The following is an 18,677-nucleotide window of genomic DNA, read 5'->3' on the forward strand; positions in this document are numbered from 1 at the left end:
CGCCGTCCCGACGTTGACTTTCGCAACACCCTTTAGGGCTGGGTCCCCCCAGGCCTCCAGTGCTGGTCCCCCCCCTGCAAGGCCGGGTTCTCCCGCCGCCACCCGTCAGACGTCGCCGTTCAGCAACGCCTCGGCCGTCGCCAGGATCTCGGTGACCCGCAGGCCGAACGCCGCGTCACAGGGGTGCGGGTGGCCGGTTCGGGAGGCCGCCAGCAGGGCGTCCGCGGCCCGGAGCAGGGCGGACACCGCGCTCTCGGTGCTCTCCGGCAGCAGCGTCACTCCGGCCGCGCCCCGCAGTTCCACGGTGGCTCCCGCTGCGGCGGCCGGTGCCGTGAGGCTCAGGGCCAGGGTGCTGGACGCGCCGCCGGCGTGGTCGAGGACCAGGTGGACGGTGTCGCCGGGCCCGTGTGCGGCCGCCGTCACCTGCCTCGCGTCGCCCAGGACCGGCAGCAGCACGGACAGGGCGTGCGGGCCCACGTCCCACAGCGCGCCCTTGTCCTGCCGCCAGGGCGAGGCCGCGAACGGGTTGCCGTCACCGCTGAACACCGCGCCGAGCCACTCCGCCCGCCCCGTGAACCAGCCTTCCACAGCCGCCTGTTCGGTGATCCACGCCTCGGTCTCCGGCTGGAAACGGGTGGTGAAGAAGACGACCGATGCCACGCCGGCCTCCTCGACCGCCCCGACGACAGCCCGTGCCTGTGCCACCGTCGGCGCGAGCGGCTTGTCCAGCAGCAGATGGCAGCCCGCCCGTGCGGCCCGCGCCGCCAGGTCGGCCTGAATGGCGGGCGGCAGGGCGACGGCCACGGCATCCGCATCGGCGAGCAGCGCGTCGACATCGTCGTAGGCACGGACGCCGTAGCTGTCGGCCAACTCCTTGGTGGGAGCCGTACGGCGGCCCCACACCCCCACGAAGTCCAGTTCGGCGTGCCGGTCCAGGGCGGGAGCATGGGCCATCTGGGCCCACGGGCCGGTGCCGAGCAGTCCGATGCGCATGCCGCCGCCTCTCACAATGCCGTCCGTCGATCGAGGTGAGCGTGTCACATCAACCCGGAGGCGGCGCAAGCACTTGCGTGGGCGATGCCGGCAGCGGGGATTCAGCGGTGGCGTCACTGAATGCATTCGCTTTCTTCTATTGGACCTCCCGCGACCCGAAAGCCAGGCTGGAGTCGGTCCGGTACCGCGTGCGATCCATGGCGCGCTCGCCGGGCGACATCGTTTTCCGCGCGACAGCCGAAAGAGGTCACCAGCCCATGCACACCCGCCGCATCGGGGATGCCGAGGTCAGCGCGATAGGCCTGGGTGCCATGCCCATGTCCATCGAGGGCCGCCCGGACGAGGCACGGTCCCTCGCCACGATCCATGCCGCGCTCGACGCCGGCGTGACCCTGATCGACACCGCGGACGCCTACCACCGGGACGCCCACGAGGTCGGTCACAACGAGACCCTGATCGCCAAGGCCCTCGCCTCCCACGACCGGGGCAAGGACGTCCTGGTCGCCACGAAGGGCGGCCATCTGCGTCCCGGTGACGGCAGCTGGACGCTGGACGGCAGCTCGCGGTACCTCAAGGAGGCCTGCGAGGCATCGCTGCGCCGGCTCGGCGTGGAGGCCATCGGGCTCTACCAGTTCCACCGCCCCGACCCGAGGGTGCCGTACGCCGAGTCGGTCGGAGCCGTACGCGACCTGCTCGACGAGGGCAAGATCCGGATGGCCGGGATCTCCAACGCGAACCCGGACCAGATCCGCCAGGCCAACGAGATCCTGGGGGGTCGGCTGGTCTCCGTGCAGAACCAGTTCTCCCCGGCGTTCCGCTCCAGCGAGGCGGAGCTTCGGCTGTGCGGCGAACTCGGTATCGCGTTCCTGCCGTGGAGCCCGCTCGGCGGCATCTCCCGCGCCCGTGAACTGGGCTCCGCATACGCGCCGTTCGCGCGGGTCGCCGAGGCCCGCGGGGTGAGCCCGCAGCGCGTCTGCCTGGCCTGGATGCTCGCCAAGTCGCCGGTCGTCGTTCCGATCCCGGGATCGAGCCGGCCGGAAACGATCCTGGACTCGCTCGCCGCGAGCGAACTCGCACTCACCGCGCAGGAGATCGCGGAGCTGGACGCGGTCTGATCTTCCGGGAATTCGCCCGGGAATCGTGGCCGAACGAATGTTGGTCCCTCCCGAAATGGGATGGGTAAGCGCTTGCTATTCCTGTGCCGCCCCCCATCCGGAAACCCTGGGAAGGACAACGCCGATGGCGTCGTCGCACGAGAGACCGCTCGACCACCGCTACCGCGGCGAACACCCGGTACGCACCCTCGCCTATCTGTTCCGCGCCGACCGCCACCGCCTCGCGGCGGCGGTCGGCGTCTTCACCGTCAAGCACAGCCCGGTCTGGCTGCTGCCGCTGATCACCGCGTCCATCATCGACACCGTCGTCCAGCACCAGCCGATCAGCAGGCTCTGGCTGAGCACCGGCGTCATCATGGTCGTCCTGCTGGTCAACTACCCCCTGCACGTGCTGTACGTACGCCTCCTGTACGGCAGTGTGCGCCGGATGGGCACCAGCCTGCGTTCCTCGCTGTGCACGCGCATGCAGCAGCTCTCCATCGGCTACCACTCACGGGTCAGCGCCGGAGTGCTGCAGGCGAAGGTCGTGCGTGACGTGGAGACCGTCGAGCAGATGGTGCAGCAGACAGCCGAGACGGGGCTCGGCGCGGGCACCGTGCTGATCGGCGGCCTGGTCATCATCGCCGTACGGACACCGGAGTTCGTGCCCGTCTTCCTCGTCGTCGTGCCCGCCGCCGCACTGGTCGTCGCCCGCCTCAGGGCGCGGCTGCGCACCCACAACGAGCACTTCCGCCACGAGGTCGAGACCCTGTCGTCCCGGGTGACGGAGATGACCCGCCTCATCCCGGTCACCCGCGCCCACGGCCTGGAGGGCAAGGCGCTGCGCCGCATGGACGGCACCCTGCACCGGCTGCTGACCTCCGGCATGCGCCTCGACCTCGTCAACGGCCGCTTCGGCTCGCTCGCCTGGGTCGTACTGAACGTGGTCGGCGTGCTCGTGCTCGCCGGCGCGGCGCTGATCTCGTACCACGACGTCTGGGGCGTGACCGCCGGCGACGTCGTCATGCTGAGCGCGTTCCTGACCACCCTCACCAACTCCACGACCACACTGGCCGGACTGGCACCGGTCATCACCAAGGGCCTGGAATCCGTCCGCTCCGTCGGAGAGGTGCTCCAGGCGCCCGAACTGGAGGACAACGAAGGCAAGGCCGAACTCGCCTCACTGCACGGGGCCGTGACCTTCGAGAAGGTCGGGTACGCGTACGAGGACAACGGCCGGCCCGCCGTACGGGACTTCAGCCTGACCGTCGCGCCGGGGGAGACCATCGCCCTCGTCGGCGCGTCCGGTGCGGGCAAGTCCACCGTGCTGAACCTCGTCATCGGCTTCATCCGCCCGACCTCCGGCCAACTCCTGCTCGACGGCACGGACATGAACACCCTCGACCTGCGCACGTACCGCCGCTTCCTCTCGGTCGTGCCGCAGGAGTCGATCCTCTTCGAAGGCACCATCCGCGAGAACGTCGCCTACGGCATGGATGACGCCGACGAGAATTCGGTGCGCGCGGCGCTGCGCGACGCCAACGCGCTGGAGTTCGTCGACCGGATGCCGCAGGGCCTCGACACCGTGGTCGGCGAGCGCGGGGCACGGCTGTCCGGCGGACAGCGGCAGCGCCTGGCCATCGCGCGGGCCCTGATCCGGGACCCGAGGGTGCTGGTCCTCGACGAGGCGACCTCGGCCCTGGACACCCACTCGGAGGCGCTCGTGCAGCAGGCCCTCGCCCGTCTGCTGCACGGCCGCACCACCTTCGTGGTGGCACACCGGCTGTCCACGGTGCGCGGCGCCGACCGGATCGTGGTCATGGGGGACGGCCGCATTCAGGAGATCGGCACCCACGAGGAACTCCTGCGCCGGAACGGGGCGTACGCCGCACTGCACAGCGGGCAGGTCGCCTGACGCACCGGCCCGGACGGCCGGACTACCGGCCGTCCACCACCCGGCCGAGTTCGATCCGGGCGATGTCCGGCGCCCACGCCGCGGCGTTGCCGAACGTCACCTTGTTCGAGCCCGACCTCAGCTCGACGGGGATGCCCACCGTCCAGTAGTCGTCCGGGCTCCAGGTGTTCTTGAAGGTGACCTTCACCGGCTCGGCGCTCCCCACGGTGACGTCCGCCGTGCGGGACATGATGTCCGTGTTGTAGGCGTGGCCGTTGTCCCGCCGGTCGTTGTGCGCGTAGTGCACGACCAGCAGACAGCGACCCGGGCTCGGCGCCCGCACGGTGAACTCGGCCGTGCTCTCGGGGCTGTTGCCCAGCCGGCCGATGTACGAGCCCCCGGCGGCGTGCACGGAGTCGACGAGCTCGGCCCCGCCCCTGAGGACGGCGGACGCGGCCCCGTACGAGAGCGTGCCGGAGCTCGATCCGGAGCCCGAGACCTCCAGGGAGCTGACGGCGGCGTGCCGTGCTGTCACGGCGATGCGGTTGTTGCCCGCGACGAGGTACAGCCGCAGCGGCCGGCCCGGCGTCGCCGTCACCGTCGCACCGTGCAGGGCGAGTTCCACCGGCGCCGTCGCCCGCGGCACCACCGTGAAGTGGCCGTCCCGCGGGGCGTAGACGTCGAAGACCGCCTTGTCGCCGGAGCGCAGCACGAGGGCGCCCGTGCCCACCCCCGCCGAGGAGGAGTAGTCGTACGCCGGCTGCCCGCTGACGTCCGCCAGCGTGGCCTCGTACGACGCGGAGGGCACGCCGTCGCGGGCGGTCAGGTCGATACGGTCGAGGGTGACCTCGGCGTCGCCCTTGGCCAGTGTCAGGGTGTGGGTCCCGGCCTCGAGCCGGACGGTGACGTCCTTCTTGGCGCGGTAGGTCCAGTTCTCGGTGGACGGATAGGTGACCGTCGCGGTCTCGGCACCGTCGACCGCCAGCCTCTGGGTGGCGGGGCCACCGGACTGGTTGCCGTACAGGATCGCCAGGTCGTACGTCCCGTCCGCCGGGACCGTCACCGTGAAGTCGACCTTGCTGCCGGCCGCGTTGAGCGAACCGACGTCCTTGCTGCCGGATGCCGCATAACCGTTGGCGTTGTCGATCGTGCCCTGGGTGCGGATCTCGCCGTCGGTGATGGCCGCGTCCTCGGCTTCGTACGACGCCGACCAGGGGACAGGGGCGGGGGAGGGGGTGCCCCAACCGCCGGGCGTCAGGACGATCCGGTACGCGGACGCCTTCTCCGTGCCGCGCAGCGGCACGGTCACCGATCCGTCGTCCGCCACCTTCGCCTTCGTACGGGCGAGGACCCGGGGGGCCGCGTGCTGCCCCTCGTAGCCGGACCAGGCGGCTTCGGCGACGGTGGCGGTGACCGTGCGGCCGAAGACGGAACGGGGGACGTTCTCCAGCACGACGTCGGAGTCACCCGCCGAGCCGCCGAGCAGTACCTGCGCCTGGCGCCGCGAAGTGTCCAGGGAGGCCAGGCCCTGCAAGGTGTCGATGGTGTCGGGTCGAGGCGGGGCCACCTTCACCGTGTCGCCGGTCAGCCCGGCGTACCAGCGGAAGAACCACCAGCCGCCGTTGGGGATGTTGGAGCGTACGACGTGCCCGCTGAGGTTGCCGGCCGCGTCCCAGTAGGCCATGTTCGCGTACACCTTGTTCCGCTCGAACATCGAGACCCACTGCACGAGTTGGCCGGGCACGGACAGGTCGCGGCGGTTGGCGTACTCGTCGATGTTGACCTTCAAGGATGCGATGCCCAGCTCCCGCTCCAGCGCACGGTAGTTGTCATGGTGCGCCTGGAAGTCGCGCAGCGAGCCGGAGTCCAGCTCGTGCCAGGTCATCACCTGCGGCAGAACGTTCTCCCGCTTGGCGAAGACCAGGAAGTCGCGCAACAGGCGGGCGTCATAGGCGGCTTCGTTCGGGCCCGCGATCCGCGCGTCCGGGTCGACGGCGCGGATGCGCTGGTACACCGTCTTCCAGTCCTTGAAGAACCGGTCTCGGCCGGCCTCGTACCGGACCTGGTCCAAGACGCCGAGCTTGTACCAGATCTGGTCGGGCTCGTTGAACGGGACAAAGACGAACCGGTCGCGGTTCGGGTCCGCCGCCACCTCCTTGACGATCTCGTCGACCTTGGGGAGATAGTCGTCGAGGCCGAGATCCTCGTACGGCCACTGGGCATAGATGTCCTGCATCATCACCAGGACCTCGCCGCCGCCGTTGCGGAAGAACGACTTGGAGACGGTGAGCGCGTCGCCGTTCGGATGCTGGGCACCGCACTCCGGCTTCTGCGAGACGCTGGTGATTTTCAGGGGCTCCAGCGCGGCGTCGCTGGGCACACCGTCGTCGCTGAGCCCGTACAGCGCGCCGTTGGCGCCGAGCATCACCGGCCCCTCGGAGGCGGACAGGTCGACGGTGAGGCGCTGCGGGCTGGCCTCGGCAGCGGTCGCGGGGCCCGTGGTGGGAAGAGTGGCTGCCATGGTGGCTGCTCCAAATGCGGCTGATCGCAGGGTGGTTCTGACGCGTAATCCGGAACAGCGGGGCTCACATGGGGTGGTCAGGCTGTGGCAGGCGGTGGCCCCGAGCTCTCCCGGACCACCAGCTCCGGAACGGACACGGGATGCGGGGCGATCTGCGCGGCCTCCTCCAGCGCACTGTGCAGCAGGGCGAAGGCGGCCCGTCCGAGGCCGGTGAAGTCCAGGCGTACGGTCGTCAGGGACGGCGTCAGATACGCGGAGTGCGGGGCGTCGTCGAACCCGGCCACACTGACCTCGCCGGGGACGGAGCGGCCGGCCTCGTGCAGGGCGCGCAGCACACCGAGCGCGAGGTCGTCGTTGCCGCACAGGATCGCCGAGACGGCAGGGTCCTGCGCGAGTCGGCGCCCCGCAGCGTGGCCGCCGGCCGGCCCCCAACTGCCCTGCACCGCCCGAGGTTCGGGCGCTCCGGCCTCGCGCAGCGCCTGACGCCAGCCGCTGGTGCGGGCGCTGGTGCGCCGGGTGCTGGACGGGATGGCGACGTGGTGCACGGTCTCGTGCCCCAGGGAGAGCAGATGCCGCGTCGCCTCGTAGGCGGCCTCGCGGTCGTCGGTCCACACCCAGGGGCGGCCCGCGGCGGGCGGGCTCGCCGGGGTCTCGACCACACCCACGACCGGTAGCTCGGCGGGTACGGCGCCCAGCGCCTTCACACCGGCCGGATCGTACGCGATCACGATCAGTCCGCCGCCCGCGTCCGCGGCCCGCTGCACTTCGGCGGCGACGGCGGCCTCGTCCGCCGACTCCAGGACGCCGATCCCGACCGCGTACGACGCCGCGCGAGCGGCCTCCTCGATGCCCTGGAGGATCGACGCGTAGCCGTAGTGCGTGGTGTTCGCGGTGAGCACGGTCACGGCCCTGCTGCGTCCGCTGGCCAGGGCGAGGGCGGTGGCGTTGCGCCGGAAGCCCAGTTCGTCGATGGCGGCGACCACGCGGTCCCGGGTGGCCGGCTTGACGCTGGGATGGCCATTGATCACCCGGGAGACGGTCTGGTACGAGACGCCGGCGGCGGTCGCGACGTCCCTGATGCTCGCAGGGCGCCTTGTGTGACCGGTCACATTCATGCCAGGATTGTGACCGGTCACATAGGGGTCGTCAAGAGACTGTGGCGAGGGGAGGGAACCTTGACCGGTACGGCGGATGTGGCGCAGGAGGCTTCCAACCGCCCACGGGACGAGTTCAGCTGGGGGCACTCGGCGCTGCGGGCCGACTTCGCCTTCGCCGCTGACGGAACGCCGCGGCTCGTCGGGCTGGACCGGCCGGGGGCGGTTCTCGGCACGGACCCGGAAGCCGCCCTCCCGCTCGTCGAGTTGACCGCCCTCGGGCACGGCAGCGGCTGGTCCGGCCCGCGCTTCACCGGCACGGCGCTCGGCACGCGCCTGGCCTACCGGGGCCACCGAACCGGCAGCCGAGGTGACGTGAAGTGGTTGACCGTCGAACTCCACGACCGGGACACGGGGCTGACGGCACTGGTCGAGCTGACGTCCCCCGGCGGAGTGCCAGTGCTCCGCTCCCGAGTCCGGCTGCGCAACGACGGCCCTGAGCCTCTCGTCGTCCAGTCCGTCACCAGCCTCCTCGTCGGCGGCCTGCCTTCACCGGATGACCTCGACGTGCTCCGGGCGCGCAACGACTGGCTCGCGGAGTGCCGTTGGTACACCGAGCCGCTGCGTGCCGGCGTCGCCGACATCAACGTCGACGTCCACCAGCACGACAGCCGCGCCGCCCTCGCCCTGGCCGGGCGCGGCAGCTGGCCCACCGGCGGTCACCTGCCGATGGGGGCCCTGACGGAGCGGCGGAGCGGCCGGACCTGGCTGTGGCAGATCGAGTCCCCGGCCGGGTGGCGCTGGGACGTGGGCGAGAGCGTGCGGGGCACGTATCTGGCGCTGAACGGCCCCACGGACGCGGAGCACCAGTGGCGGGTCCGGCTCGCGCCGGGCGAGCAGTTCACCGGCGTGGCGGGCGTGCTGGCCCTCGGCTCCGGGTTCGACGCCGCCATGGGCGCGCTGACCTCGTACCGCCGCGCCGTACGCCGTCCGCACCCCGACCACACCGCACTCCCGGTCGTCTTCAACGACTACATGAACACGCTCATGGGCGACCCGACCACCGAGAAACTGCTGCCGCTCATCGACGCGGCGGCGCAGGCGGGCGCGGAGTACTTCTGCGTGGACGCCGGCTGGTACGACGACTCGTCGGACGGCGGCTGGTGGGACACTGCCGGCGACTGGCAGCCCTCGCGGCGGCGGTTCCCCGACGGCGGCATCCGGGCGGTCCTGGACCGGATCCGGGAGCGCGGCATGGTGCCCGGGCTGTGGCTGGAGCCCGAGGTCGTGGGCGTGCGCAGCCCCGTCGCTGCCATGCTCCCGCCGGACGCCTTCTTCCAGCGCGACGGCGTACGCCTCAGCGAACAGGGCCGCCACCAGCTCGACCTGCGCCATCCGGCGGCCCGCGCGCACCTCGACAGGACGGTGGATCGCATCGTCGGCGACTGGGGCGTGGGCTACCTCAAGCTGGACTACAACATCGTGATCGATCCAGGAACCCTCGCCCCCGGCGACCTCGCTCCCGGTGCCGGCCTGCTGGGCCACGCCCACGCCTACCTGGACTGGCTCGCCGGGGTGCTGGACCGCCACCCGCGCCTGGTGATCGAGAACTGTGCCTCGGGCGGCATGCGGATGGACAGCGCCACACTGGCCGTCACCCAACTCCAGTCCACCAGCGACCAGCAGGACCCACTGCGCTACCCGCCCATCGCCGCCGCGGCACCGACCGCCGTACCGCCCGAACAGGGCGCCGTCTGGGCGTACCCGCAGCCCGCCTTCGACGACGACCTGATCGCCTTCACGCTCGGCGGGGCCCTGCTCGGCCGGATCCATCTGTCGGGCCACCTCGACCGCATGTCGCAGCGCCAACTCGCCCTCGTACGGGACGCGGTGACCACGTACAAGGCGATCCGCCCGGACCTGGCGCGGGCACTGCCGTTCTGGCCGCTCGGGCTGCCCGGGTGGACGGACGAATGGCTGGCCCTGGGGATGCGGGCGCCCGACGACCGTATGTCGTACGTCCTGGTGTGGCGTCGCGGCGGCAACCCTGAACTGCGCCTGCCTGTGGGCCACTTGGCGGGGCGCGACGTTCGCGCGGAGATCCTGCACCCGTCCTCGGCGGCGGCCGGCTCGGTCGTCCGGAGCGGGGGCGAGCTGCGGGTGTCGCTGCCGCGGACGCCCGCCGTCGTGCTGATCCGGCTCGTCGCGTGACCGGCGATGCCGCGATGGCCTGCAAGGCAACGGAGATATAACAACAGGCAACTAAAGGGTGTTTGCCGCGGTCTAGTCCGCCATGAAGATCTCTTTCCTGCTGCACAACGCCTACGGGATCGGAGGCACGATCGCCACCACCTTCAACCTGGCCCACGCCCTGGCCGACCGTCACGAGGTGGAGATCGTCTCCGTGCTGCGGCACCGGGAACGCCCCAACTTCGCCCTGGACCCGAGAGTGTCCTTGAAGCCACTGGTGGACCTGCGGCACGAGAAGGAACACCCCCTGCATCTCAGACCGGCGAAGGTGTTCCCCGTCGCCGAGTACCGCTACCGGCAGTACAGCGAGCTGACGGACCGGCGGATCGGCGAGAGCCTGGCGGCGACCGACGCCGAGGTCGTCATCGGCACCCGGCCGGGACTCAACGTGCACCTCGCCCGCCAGGCACCGGAGCACGTGGTCCGTATCGGACAGGAGCACCTCACCCTCGACAACCACCCGCCCCGGCTGCGCACCACACTGCGTCGCGCCTACCGCCGGCTCGACGTGCTGACCACGGTCACGGAGGCGGACGCCGCCGCCTACCGGCGCAAGATGCGGCTGCCCGGCGTCCGGGTCGAGGCACTGCCCAACAGCGTCCCCGATCCGGTGCTGCCCGCTGCGGACGGCACCGCGAAGGTGGTGGTCGCGGCCGGCCGGCTGGTCCCGGTGAAGCGCTACGACCTGCTCATCGAGGCGTTCGCCCAGGTCGCCGCCGAACACCCGGACTGGCGCCTGCGCATCTACGGCAAGGGGGAGGAACAGGCGCGGCTGCGGCAGCTCATCGAGAGCCTGGGCCTGTACGACAAGGCCTTTCTGATGGGCGCGGCAGCCCCCATGGAAGCGGAGTGGGTCAAGGGCTCGATCGCCGCGAGCGCGTCCAACTTCGAACCGTTCGGCATGACCATCGTCGAGGCCATGCGCTGCGGCCTGCCCGTGGTGAGCACCGACTGCCCCTACGGGCCCGGCGAGATCATCAAGGACGGCGTCGACGGCCGGCTGGTACCGGTCGGCGATCCCGACGCGCTGGCCGCCGCACTGCTGGACCTCGTCCGCGACGACGAGCGGCGCCGGCGGATGGGCCGTACCGCCGTCCGGAACGCGGGCCGGTTCGCCCCGGTCCCCGTCCTGGAGCAGGCCGAGCGCCTGATCGACGAGGCCAAGGCGGCGCGCGGGACCGGGCGACCGGGCCCGGCGCCGGACGGCGGCCCGATAGGGCGCCGAATAGAGCGAGCCCTGGTCAGCCAGGGCTTCGCCGCACGCGACACCGCGTATGCCGTGGCCTCGCGCGCGCTGCGTACGGTACGGAAGGGGCAGTGATGATCATGGAACCCGGCACGGCGAGTGGCACGAACCTGCGCACCGACTGCACGGTCGACACCGACGGCCGGATCAGCTTCGCCGTCCAGTTGCCGTCGGCCGCTGTCCCGCAGTCACCGCCGACCACTGCCCACCTGCTTCTGAGGCTTCGCCCCAAGAAGGGGCAGCCCGAGAAGACCCTCCATGCCCTTGACCTGGAACCTGCGGAGGACGGGCGTCTTCGTGCCGTACTGGATCCGCAGCCCGCGCTTGCCGAGGGCCGTTGGGACGTCTATCTGCTCCCCGAACCAGGCGCGCCACGACAGCGCCTGCGCCCCGGGCTGCGTGACCTGCGGACCCTGGTCGACGGCCACCGCAGTGCCCGGCGGGCGCCGGTCGCCGTGCGGATTCCGTACGTCACCAAGGACGGCTACCTCGCGGTGCGGGCGTGGCTGCGGGCCGCTCACGCGGAGGTCGAGGGCGTCGACGTGAGGGACCGGTCGATGACGGTCAGAGCCAGGCTGCACGGCGTCTCGCTCGCCGAGGGTGCCTCCGTGCGACTGCGGCTGCGGGGTGGTGGCGGCACCGTACTCGACCTTGTGCCGCAGGTGGAGCACGACGGCCGGGGGTTCCGGTTCACCGCGGAGTTCGGCGAGTTGGTCACCGGCGGCGGCGCCGGGAGTCGTGTCTGGGACCTGTTCGTCCAGCCCGGATCCGCCGAGGGGACGGCGCCCGTCCGGATCGGCCGCCTGCTGGACGACGTGGCGGACCGCAAAGAGATCTTCGTCTTTCCCGCGGCCGATGTCGGTGCCTCGGTGGTGCGGCCCTACTACACGGTCGACAACGACCTCTCGATACTTGCGGACAGAACCTGACCGCAAGCCTCCGTACGGTCGTTCCATGACTCAGACGCAGAAGATTCTTGTCACCGGTGCCACCGGAACCGTCGGCCGTCAGGTCGTCGCCGAGCTGCTCGCCCGCGGCCACCTGGTCCGAGCGCTCACCCGGGATCCGGCGAAGTCCGAATTCCCGGCCGGCGTCGAGGTCGTCCAGGGCGACCTGACCGAGCCCGCCAGCCTGGTCCCGGCCCTGGAAGGCGTCACCGGCCTCCATCTGATCACCTTCGGCGGGGCCTACTTCGCCCCGCTGGAGACCGGTCCGCGCATCCTGGAGCTCGCGCGCGCGGCCGGCGTGCGCCGGGTCACCGTGCTGCACGGCGGCGGGCCGTCCCCGCTGGAGGACGCCGTGCGGGCGGACGACGGGGTGGACTGGACCGTCCTCATGCCGGTCGAGTTCATGGCCAACGCCCTTGAGTGGGCGGACGGCGTCGTGGCCTCGGACGAGGTCCGCGAGCCGTTCGTCTCCCGGCTCAGCGCCATGGTCCACGAGGGCGACATCGGCGCCGTGGCCGCGGTCGCGCTCACCGAGGAGGGGCACGGGCGCCAGGAGTACGTGATCACCGGGCCCGAACTGCTCACCGTCACCGAAAAGGTGACCGCCGTCGCCGCCGCCCGCGGCCGGGAGATCGCCCTCGTCGAGCTGACGGAGGAGCAGGCAGTCGCCCAGTGGCGGGCCGCGGGTCACCCGGAGGACGTCATCGGCTTCCTGCTGGAGGCCTACGGCAACACCCCGGAGGTGGGCCGTACGGTCGCCGACACCGTCGAGAAGGTCACCGGCCGACCGGCCCGCACCTTCGGACAGTGGGCGGCGGAGCACGCCCGCGAGTTCACGGCACGCTCAGGCGGGGCCGTGTCCTAGGCCTCGCGCGGTGGCTATCGCCGCGCCGCCATCCGGGTCGCCGCGTCGTGGACGAGCCGTGCGTGCAGCTCGAACAACGCCACGAGGTCGACAGTCTCGCCCTTGACCTCGCGGTGCACGAACAGGCCGTCGGCCCCGGCGACGGCGTACGTGGTGAGGGTGTCCACGGCCTGCTCGTCCAGGCCGGGGAACAGGGTGGCGGCGACCTCGGCGATCTTCCGGTGGGTGATGTCACGGACCTGGAGGAACGCCGTGCGGCCCCGGGGTTCGGTGGGGCGGCGCTCCAGGGCGAGCATGAGGCCGAGGCGGAGGAAGTCCGGTGCGTCGACGAGTGACTTGGCCACGTTGGCGGCCATGGCGGTCACCCGCTCCAGGGGCGTACCGGTCTCCTCGCCCGGCAGTTCGACGGCCGTGAGCCAGGCCTCGAAGCTACGCTCGATGACCGCAGCGATCAGGTCGTCCTTGTCCTTGAAGTGCCAGTAGATGGAGCTGGCCGGCAGCCCGCACTTGGCGCTGACGGCCGCGATGGACGTGCCGTCGTAGCCGCGCTCACCGGCGATCTCCACGGCGGCGTCGAGGATGCGCTGACGTGACTCCACCCCGTTGGCGCGCTTCTTGCGCGCCGTCTCCGGCCTGGTCATGGGGTGCCCCTCCGGTCGTACAGGGCCGACGGACCCCTGTGAACGATCATGTCCTGATGCGTCCACTCTAATTGGAGCATCCCCTACAGCAGGAGAGGTGCCCGGTACAGCAGGAGAGGTGCCCGGTACCGCAGGAGAGGTGCCCGGTACCGCAGGAGCGGTGCCGGTACAGCGGAAGCGGTGCCGGGTCAGCCGACCAGGGTGTCCACCACGTCGAGGTCCGGCAGGTCGAGCGAGCAGATCCGCGCGGCCTCGTCGGCGGGGATCCCGAACTGCCGCAGCAGGCTGCCGGCGACCAGGTCCGCGGACCGGGCGTCGTCGCGGTCGGGCTGTGCGTGCAGCAAGGAGCCCAGCGCCAGCACCGCGGCCGCGGTCATCGTCAGGGCGAGGTCCAGGTCCTCCACCTCGAACCGCCCCGCGTCCACCGCGACCCGGATGTCGTGGAACGCGCGGGGCGCCAAACCGCGCTGGGAGTGGGCCAGTTCGAGCCCCTGGCTCAGCAGGACGCGGCTCAGCTCCGGGTGGCGGCGGTGCAGCCGGCCGGTCAGCCGAAAGCTCTGGGCGAAGGCGACCGCGGGGTCCTCGATGTCCGCGGTGAGGCGGTCCATCAGCGTGCCCCACCACTCCAGCGCCTCCTCGACCGCGACGCGGAAGAGCTCTTCCTTGCTGTCGAAGTGGTTGTAGAAGGAGCCGACCCCGATGTCGGCGAGCTCGGTGATCTCCAGGATCGGGACGTCCGTCCGCCTCTCGGCCAGCAGTCGCTGAGCCGCGCCCACCAGCGCCGTGCGCGTCCGTGCCCTGCGCCGGTCGACTCGCCCGGATGCGGTCCGCTCGGCCATCACACCATCCTCCATGCCACCCCGTCACTCGCTTCACCCCGCACTCTAGCCGCCCCGCACTTGTTTCCTGAAGGTTTCTTCAGTTCTATTGACTGACGGCAAGTTCGGAAGTGAATATTTCTTCAGGAGGTGGTGACCGTGGGTGGCACGCACAACGACCTGCACTCCGAGCAGGGCGCGCTCCCCGGAGAGCATCCGGGCCGGGCGGCGAACCCGGTGATCAAGGTCCACGACATCGCGTGGCTGGAGTTCTGCAAGCCCGACCTGGACCGCGCCGAGGCCTTCGCCCGGGCGTTCGGCTTCGTCACGTCGTACCGCGACGGCGGCGAGCTGCACCTGCGGGGCACCCGGGCCGGCGCCCCGTGCGTGATCATCCGTAGAGGTCGGGAGTCACGGTTCCGCGGCCCGGCCTTCCGCGCGGCCGACACCCGCGACCTGCTGCGACTGGCCGACACCGCCGGCACCCGGGTGCATCCGCTGCCCGCGCCCCTGGGCGGGGCGGTCGTGGACCTGCTCGACCCGAGCGGCCTGCGGGTCCGCGTCGTCGCCGACACGGACGAGCTGCCCGCGGTGCCCGGGCAACGGTCGCAGTCGTTCAACTTCGGCGGCGGCCTCGACCGGACCAACACCACCCAGCGCCCGCCGCGCGAACCGGCCGGCGTACGGCGCCTCGGGCACGTCGTCCTCCAGACGACCACCTACCTGCGCACGCTGAACTGGTACCTGGAGCACCTCGGCCTGATCGTCAGCGACTTCCTCTACTACGAGGGCCAGCGCGAGCGGGGCCCCACCATGAGCTTCATCCGCTGCGACCGCGGCAAAACCCTGACCGACCACCACACCCTGGCCCTGACGCTGGGCCCCTCCGACCGGTATGTGCACTCGGCCTACGAGGTGACCGACCTCGACGCGCTGGCCGCCGGCGGCGAGCACCTGCTCGGCGCGGGCTACCGGCGCTCGTGGGGCATCGGCCGGCACATCCAGGGCAGCCAGATCTTCGACTACTGGCGCGACCCCGACGGCCTCCTCGTCGAGCACTTCACCGACAGCGACATGTTCGACCACACCCTGGAGCCCGGCTGGGCGCCCATGACGGCCTCCGGCCTGGCGCAGTGGGGTCCGCCGGCCACCAAGGACTTCATGGGCATGGCGCCCGGCCGCGAATCCCTGGCCGAGCTGCGCTCGATCATCACCGCCCTCCGGAACGACGACAACGAGTTCGACCTCGAACGCCTTCGCGGCCTGCTGAAAGTGGCTTCCTCATGACCCTCTCCGTCCTCCGTACCGCCGACGCCTGGTGGGTCGCGCTCGACGAGCACCGCGCCGTCCCGGTCGAGACGTCGGCGACGACGACCGCCGAACTCATCGACGACGTGGTCACGGTCCACATGGCCCTGGCCGAGGCCCGCTCGGGCAACGGGTCGGCGCAGCCGCGACGCATCGCCGAACTCCCGCTCGTCTCCCCGGTCGGCGCGCCGTGCCGGGTGGTCGCGCAGATGACCAACTACGTCTCCCACGTGCGCGACTCGGGCATGAACCCCGAGACCGTCCCGCTGACCTTCTTCCGCAAGACCTCGGGTTCGATCAGCGGCCCGTTCGACGAGATCGTGAAGCCGGCCCACGTCCGGTTCCTCGACTACGAGATCGAGCTCGGCCTGGTCATCGGACGTCCCCTCGAAGTCGGCACCACCGTGACGGCCGCCAACTGGAAGGAGTACATCGCCGGCCTCGTCATCGCCAACGACGTCTCCGCACGCGACGTACAACTGCCCAAGACCCAGTTCTACGAGGCCAAGTCCTACCCGACCTTCACCCCGGTCGGCCCCGCCCTGGTCCTGCTCGACGCCGCGGAGCTGGACCGTCTGGCCGAGCTGAGGCTCGTCCTCAAGGTCAACGGCGAGATCCGCCAGAACAGCGACCTGACCGACATGATCTACAGCCCGCTGCAGGCCCTGCGGGAGCTCTCCCGCTTCCAGGCCCTCGCACCCGGCGACCTCGTCCTCACCGGCACCCCGGGCGGCACCGCCCTCAAGGCGCCGCCCAAGCCGGTGGAGATCATCGGCGCGCTCCTGCCGCCGGCGATGAAGTGGAAGGCGTTCTTCAACTCCCAGGCGAAGAACCCGAAATACCTCCACGACGGCGACGTACTGGAGCTGTCCATCGGAACCCCCGACGGCGACATCGACCTCGGCACCCAGCAGAACAAGGTGAGGTACGCGTGACCACCGAGACCCCCATGGCGTGGCCACGCTACGACCACCCCGACGACCTGGCCGTCATCGAGGCGACGCCGCTCGCCGCACGAGGGCTGCCCGGCACCTCGTACGACGCGCTGCGGCGAGCGGCCGAGCAGTGGCCCGAGCGGACCGCGCTGACGGTCCTGCCCGACGCGGAGTCCTGGCGCACGCCCCGGAACCGCACCTACGCGGACCTGCTCGCCGATGTGCATCAGGCGGCCAACGCCCTGCACCGCCTCGGCGTCCGCCGCCACGACACCGTCGCGCTGCTCTCCCCGAACTGCGACGAGCTCGTCACCGCGCTCCTGGCCGCCCAGCTCGCCGGCATCGTCACCCCCGTCAACCCGGCGCTCGCCCGTGACCACGTCGCCGAGCTGGTCCACCGGGCCGGCGCCCGCGTGATCATCACCGCCTCCCCGGAACTGGACCCCGAGGCATTCGCCACCAGCGCCGAACTCGCCCGCCGGGGCCTGGTGGACCACGTGCTCGTGCTGCGCCCCACCGCCGACCGGCAGGAGCCCGCCGCGCTGCCCGCCGTGGAGAACGCCACCGTGGCCCGCCTCGCCGACGTCGCGGCCGACCGCCCGCGCGACCGGTTCGTCGGCGAGCCGCCCACCGCCACCGAACTCGCCGCCTTCTTCCACACCGGCGGCACGACCGGGGCGCCCAAACTCGCCGCGCACACGCACACCAACGAGGTCAGCGACGCGTGGATGATCGCGGCCAACTCCGTGCTGGACGAGGACTCCGTCGTCTTCGCCGCCCTGCCGCTGTTCCACGTCAACGCACTCGTCGTCACGCTGCTCGCACCGCTGCTGCGCGGCCAGCGGGTCGTGTGGGCCGGACCGCTGGGATACCGCGACATCACGCTGTACGCGGAGTTCTGGCGCATCGTCGAGCACTACCGGATCGCCGCCATGAGCGCCGTGCCCACGGTGTACGCGGTTCTCGCCACGTGTCCGGTCGACGGGGCCGACATCGGCTCGATGCGGTGCGCGATGGTCGGCGCCTCCGCGCTGCCCGACGGCGTGCGCACCGACTTCGAGACGGCGACCGGAATTCCGCTGCTGGAGGGATACGGCCTGACCGAGGCGACCTGCGCCAGCGTCCGCGGGTTCCTGGAGGTCCGCCGGCCCGGTTCGGTCGGCCGGCGGCTGCCGTACCAGGGCATCAGGATCGTCGACCCGGCCACAGCCGAGAAGCGGCCGAGCGGTGAGGTGGGAGCCATCCTCGTCAGCGGCCCCACGGTCTTCCCCGGTTACGTCGAGGGCCGCGACGACAACGGCTACCTGATCAGCAGTCAGGGCCGGGTGGTCGACGGCTGGTTGGACACGGGAGACCTCGGCTACCTCGACGAGGACGGCTTCCTCCACCTCACCGGGCGCGCGAAGGACCTGATCATCCGGGGCGGCCACAACATCGACCCCCGGGCGATCGAGGACGCCCTGCTCGCGCACCCCGCGGTCACCGGCGCCCAGGCCGTCGGACAGCCGGACCGGAGGGCGGGGGAGGTGCCCGTGGCGTACGTGACGCTCGCCGACCCCACGGTGGCCGAGGACGACCTCCTCGCCTGGGCCGCCGTGCACGTCGGCGAGGCAGCCGCCGCACCCAAGGCCGTCCGCGTCCTCGACGCGCTCCCCGTCACCGCGGTCGGCAAGCCGTACAAGCTTCCCCTGCGAGCCGACGCCGCCCGCCGCGTACTGACCGACGCCCTCACCGGTATCGACGACGTGGCGGACGTCAGCGCCGTGGCCGACTCCGGGTCTGTGACGGTCACCGTCACGCTGCGCGCCTCGGCACCCGCCGCGACCAGGGCCGAAGTCGAGCGGCGGGTCGGCAACTTCGCGGTGCCGTGCCGCATCGCCGGACAGCAGCCGGGTGAGGGCTGAGGCACTTCATCCCGCGCACCGGCCGTCTCCGGAGTGCCCTCATTCGACCTTGATGAGGGTGCCCGCGGGGACGGCCGGTCGGCGGCTCCATCGTCCGGCACGGGTGTTCCACCCACGGTCAAGGTCTGTCCTGAACCGTACGATCGCCGTGCCGGGGCGCAACGACC

The 18,677-nt window shown here is 71.5% G+C and carries 14 protein-coding genes; 9 read left to right on the forward strand and 5 right to left on the reverse strand.

Annotation, left to right across the window (positions count from 1 at the left end; genetic code table 11):
* Positions 1 to 105 precede the first annotated feature (105 nt).
* Positions 106 to 993 (reverse strand): Gfo/Idh/MocA family protein, encoded by an 888-nt coding sequence (locus AB5J55_RS39750; protein ID WP_369275287.1) that lies wholly within the window; start codon positions 991 to 993, stop codon positions 106 to 108.
* Positions 994 to 1,250: 257 nt separating this feature from the next.
* On the opposite strand from AB5J55_RS39750, the gene AB5J55_RS39755 reads away from it, so the two are divergent.
* Together AB5J55_RS39755 and AB5J55_RS39760 are read left to right on the forward strand one after the other, a co-directional pair.
* Positions 1,251 to 2,108, forward strand: a complete 858-nt coding sequence (locus AB5J55_RS39755) for an aldo/keto reductase (protein WP_369275288.1) — start codon at positions 1,251 to 1,253, stop codon at positions 2,106 to 2,108.
* 124 nt (positions 2,109 to 2,232) lie between these two features.
* On the forward strand, positions 2,233 to 4,002 hold the full coding sequence (locus tag AB5J55_RS39760; RefSeq protein ID WP_369275289.1) for an ABC transporter ATP-binding protein: 1,770 nt from the start codon (positions 2,233 to 2,235) through the stop codon (positions 4,000 to 4,002).
* A gap of 22 nt (positions 4,003 to 4,024) precedes the next feature.
* Here the strand turns inward: AB5J55_RS39760 and AB5J55_RS39765 are convergent, their stop codons facing one another.
* Entirely contained in the window at positions 4,025 to 6,502 is a 2,478-nt protein-coding gene (locus AB5J55_RS39765) for a CBM35 domain-containing protein (protein ID WP_369275290.1), read from the reverse strand.
* Between the two features lie 77 nt (positions 6,503 to 6,579).
* Positions 6,580 to 7,617, reverse strand: coding sequence for a LacI family DNA-binding transcriptional regulator (locus AB5J55_RS39770; protein WP_369275291.1), 1,038 nt, complete (start codon positions 7,615 to 7,617; stop codon positions 6,580 to 6,582).
* A 60-nt stretch (positions 7,618 to 7,677) separates the two neighbouring features.
* Between AB5J55_RS39770 and AB5J55_RS39775 the strand changes: the two genes are divergently transcribed.
* The 4 genes from AB5J55_RS39775 (at position 7,678) to AB5J55_RS39790 (ending at position 12,904) form a co-directional block, all read left to right on the forward strand.
* Complete coding sequence (locus tag AB5J55_RS39775; RefSeq protein ID WP_369275292.1) at positions 7,678 to 9,807, forward strand: glycoside hydrolase family 36 protein; 2,130 nt, start codon at positions 7,678 to 7,680, stop codon at positions 9,805 to 9,807.
* 82 nt (positions 9,808 to 9,889) lie between these two features.
* On the forward strand, positions 9,890 to 11,167 hold the full coding sequence (locus AB5J55_RS39780; RefSeq protein WP_369275293.1) for a glycosyltransferase family 4 protein: 1,278 nt from the start codon (positions 9,890 to 9,892) through the stop codon (positions 11,165 to 11,167).
* Positions 11,167 to 12,021, forward strand: coding sequence for a transferase (locus tag AB5J55_RS39785; protein ID WP_369275294.1), 855 nt, complete (start codon positions 11,167 to 11,169; stop codon positions 12,019 to 12,021). The genes AB5J55_RS39780 and AB5J55_RS39785 overlap by 1 nt, the downstream gene beginning before the upstream one ends.
* A gap of 25 nt (positions 12,022 to 12,046) precedes the next feature.
* Positions 12,047 to 12,904, forward strand: coding sequence for an NAD(P)H-binding protein (locus AB5J55_RS39790; RefSeq protein ID WP_369275295.1), 858 nt, complete (start codon positions 12,047 to 12,049; stop codon positions 12,902 to 12,904).
* 14 nt (positions 12,905 to 12,918) lie between these two features.
* On the opposite strand, the gene AB5J55_RS39795 is transcribed toward AB5J55_RS39790, so the two are convergent.
* Both AB5J55_RS39795 and AB5J55_RS39800 read right to left on the reverse strand, forming a co-directional pair.
* A complete protein-coding gene (locus AB5J55_RS39795) occupies positions 12,919 to 13,545 on the reverse strand; it encodes a TetR family transcriptional regulator (RefSeq protein ID WP_369275296.1) in 627 nt (208 codons plus the stop codon).
* Positions 13,546 to 13,733: 188 nt separating this feature from the next.
* On the reverse strand, positions 13,734 to 14,384 hold the full coding sequence (locus AB5J55_RS39800; RefSeq protein ID WP_369275297.1) for a TetR/AcrR family transcriptional regulator: 651 nt from the start codon (positions 14,382 to 14,384) through the stop codon (positions 13,734 to 13,736).
* 138 nt (positions 14,385 to 14,522) lie between these two features.
* Here AB5J55_RS39800 and AB5J55_RS39805 point away from each other — a divergent pair, with 138 nt between their 5' ends.
* The 3 genes from AB5J55_RS39805 to AB5J55_RS39815 are packed head-to-tail and all read left to right on the forward strand — an operon-like array spanning position 14,523 to position 18,510.
* Positions 14,523 to 15,650, forward strand: a complete 1,128-nt coding sequence (locus AB5J55_RS39805) for a VOC family protein (RefSeq protein ID WP_369275298.1) — start codon at positions 14,523 to 14,525, stop codon at positions 15,648 to 15,650.
* Positions 15,647 to 16,606 (forward strand): fumarylacetoacetate hydrolase family protein, encoded by a 960-nt coding sequence (locus tag AB5J55_RS39810; protein WP_369275299.1) that lies wholly within the window; start codon positions 15,647 to 15,649, stop codon positions 16,604 to 16,606. Before AB5J55_RS39805 ends, AB5J55_RS39810 begins: the two co-directional genes overlap by 4 nt.
* A complete protein-coding gene (locus tag AB5J55_RS39815) occupies positions 16,603 to 18,510 on the forward strand; it encodes an acyl-CoA synthetase (RefSeq protein WP_369275300.1) in 1,908 nt (635 codons plus the stop codon). Before AB5J55_RS39810 ends, AB5J55_RS39815 begins: the two co-directional genes overlap by 4 nt.
* The last annotated feature ends 167 nt before the right edge of the window (positions 18,511 to 18,677 follow it).

Origin of the sequence: Streptomyces sp. R11, assembly GCF_041051905.1 — a bacterium.
Lineage (GTDB): Bacteria > Actinomycetota > Actinomycetes > Streptomycetales > Streptomycetaceae > Streptomyces.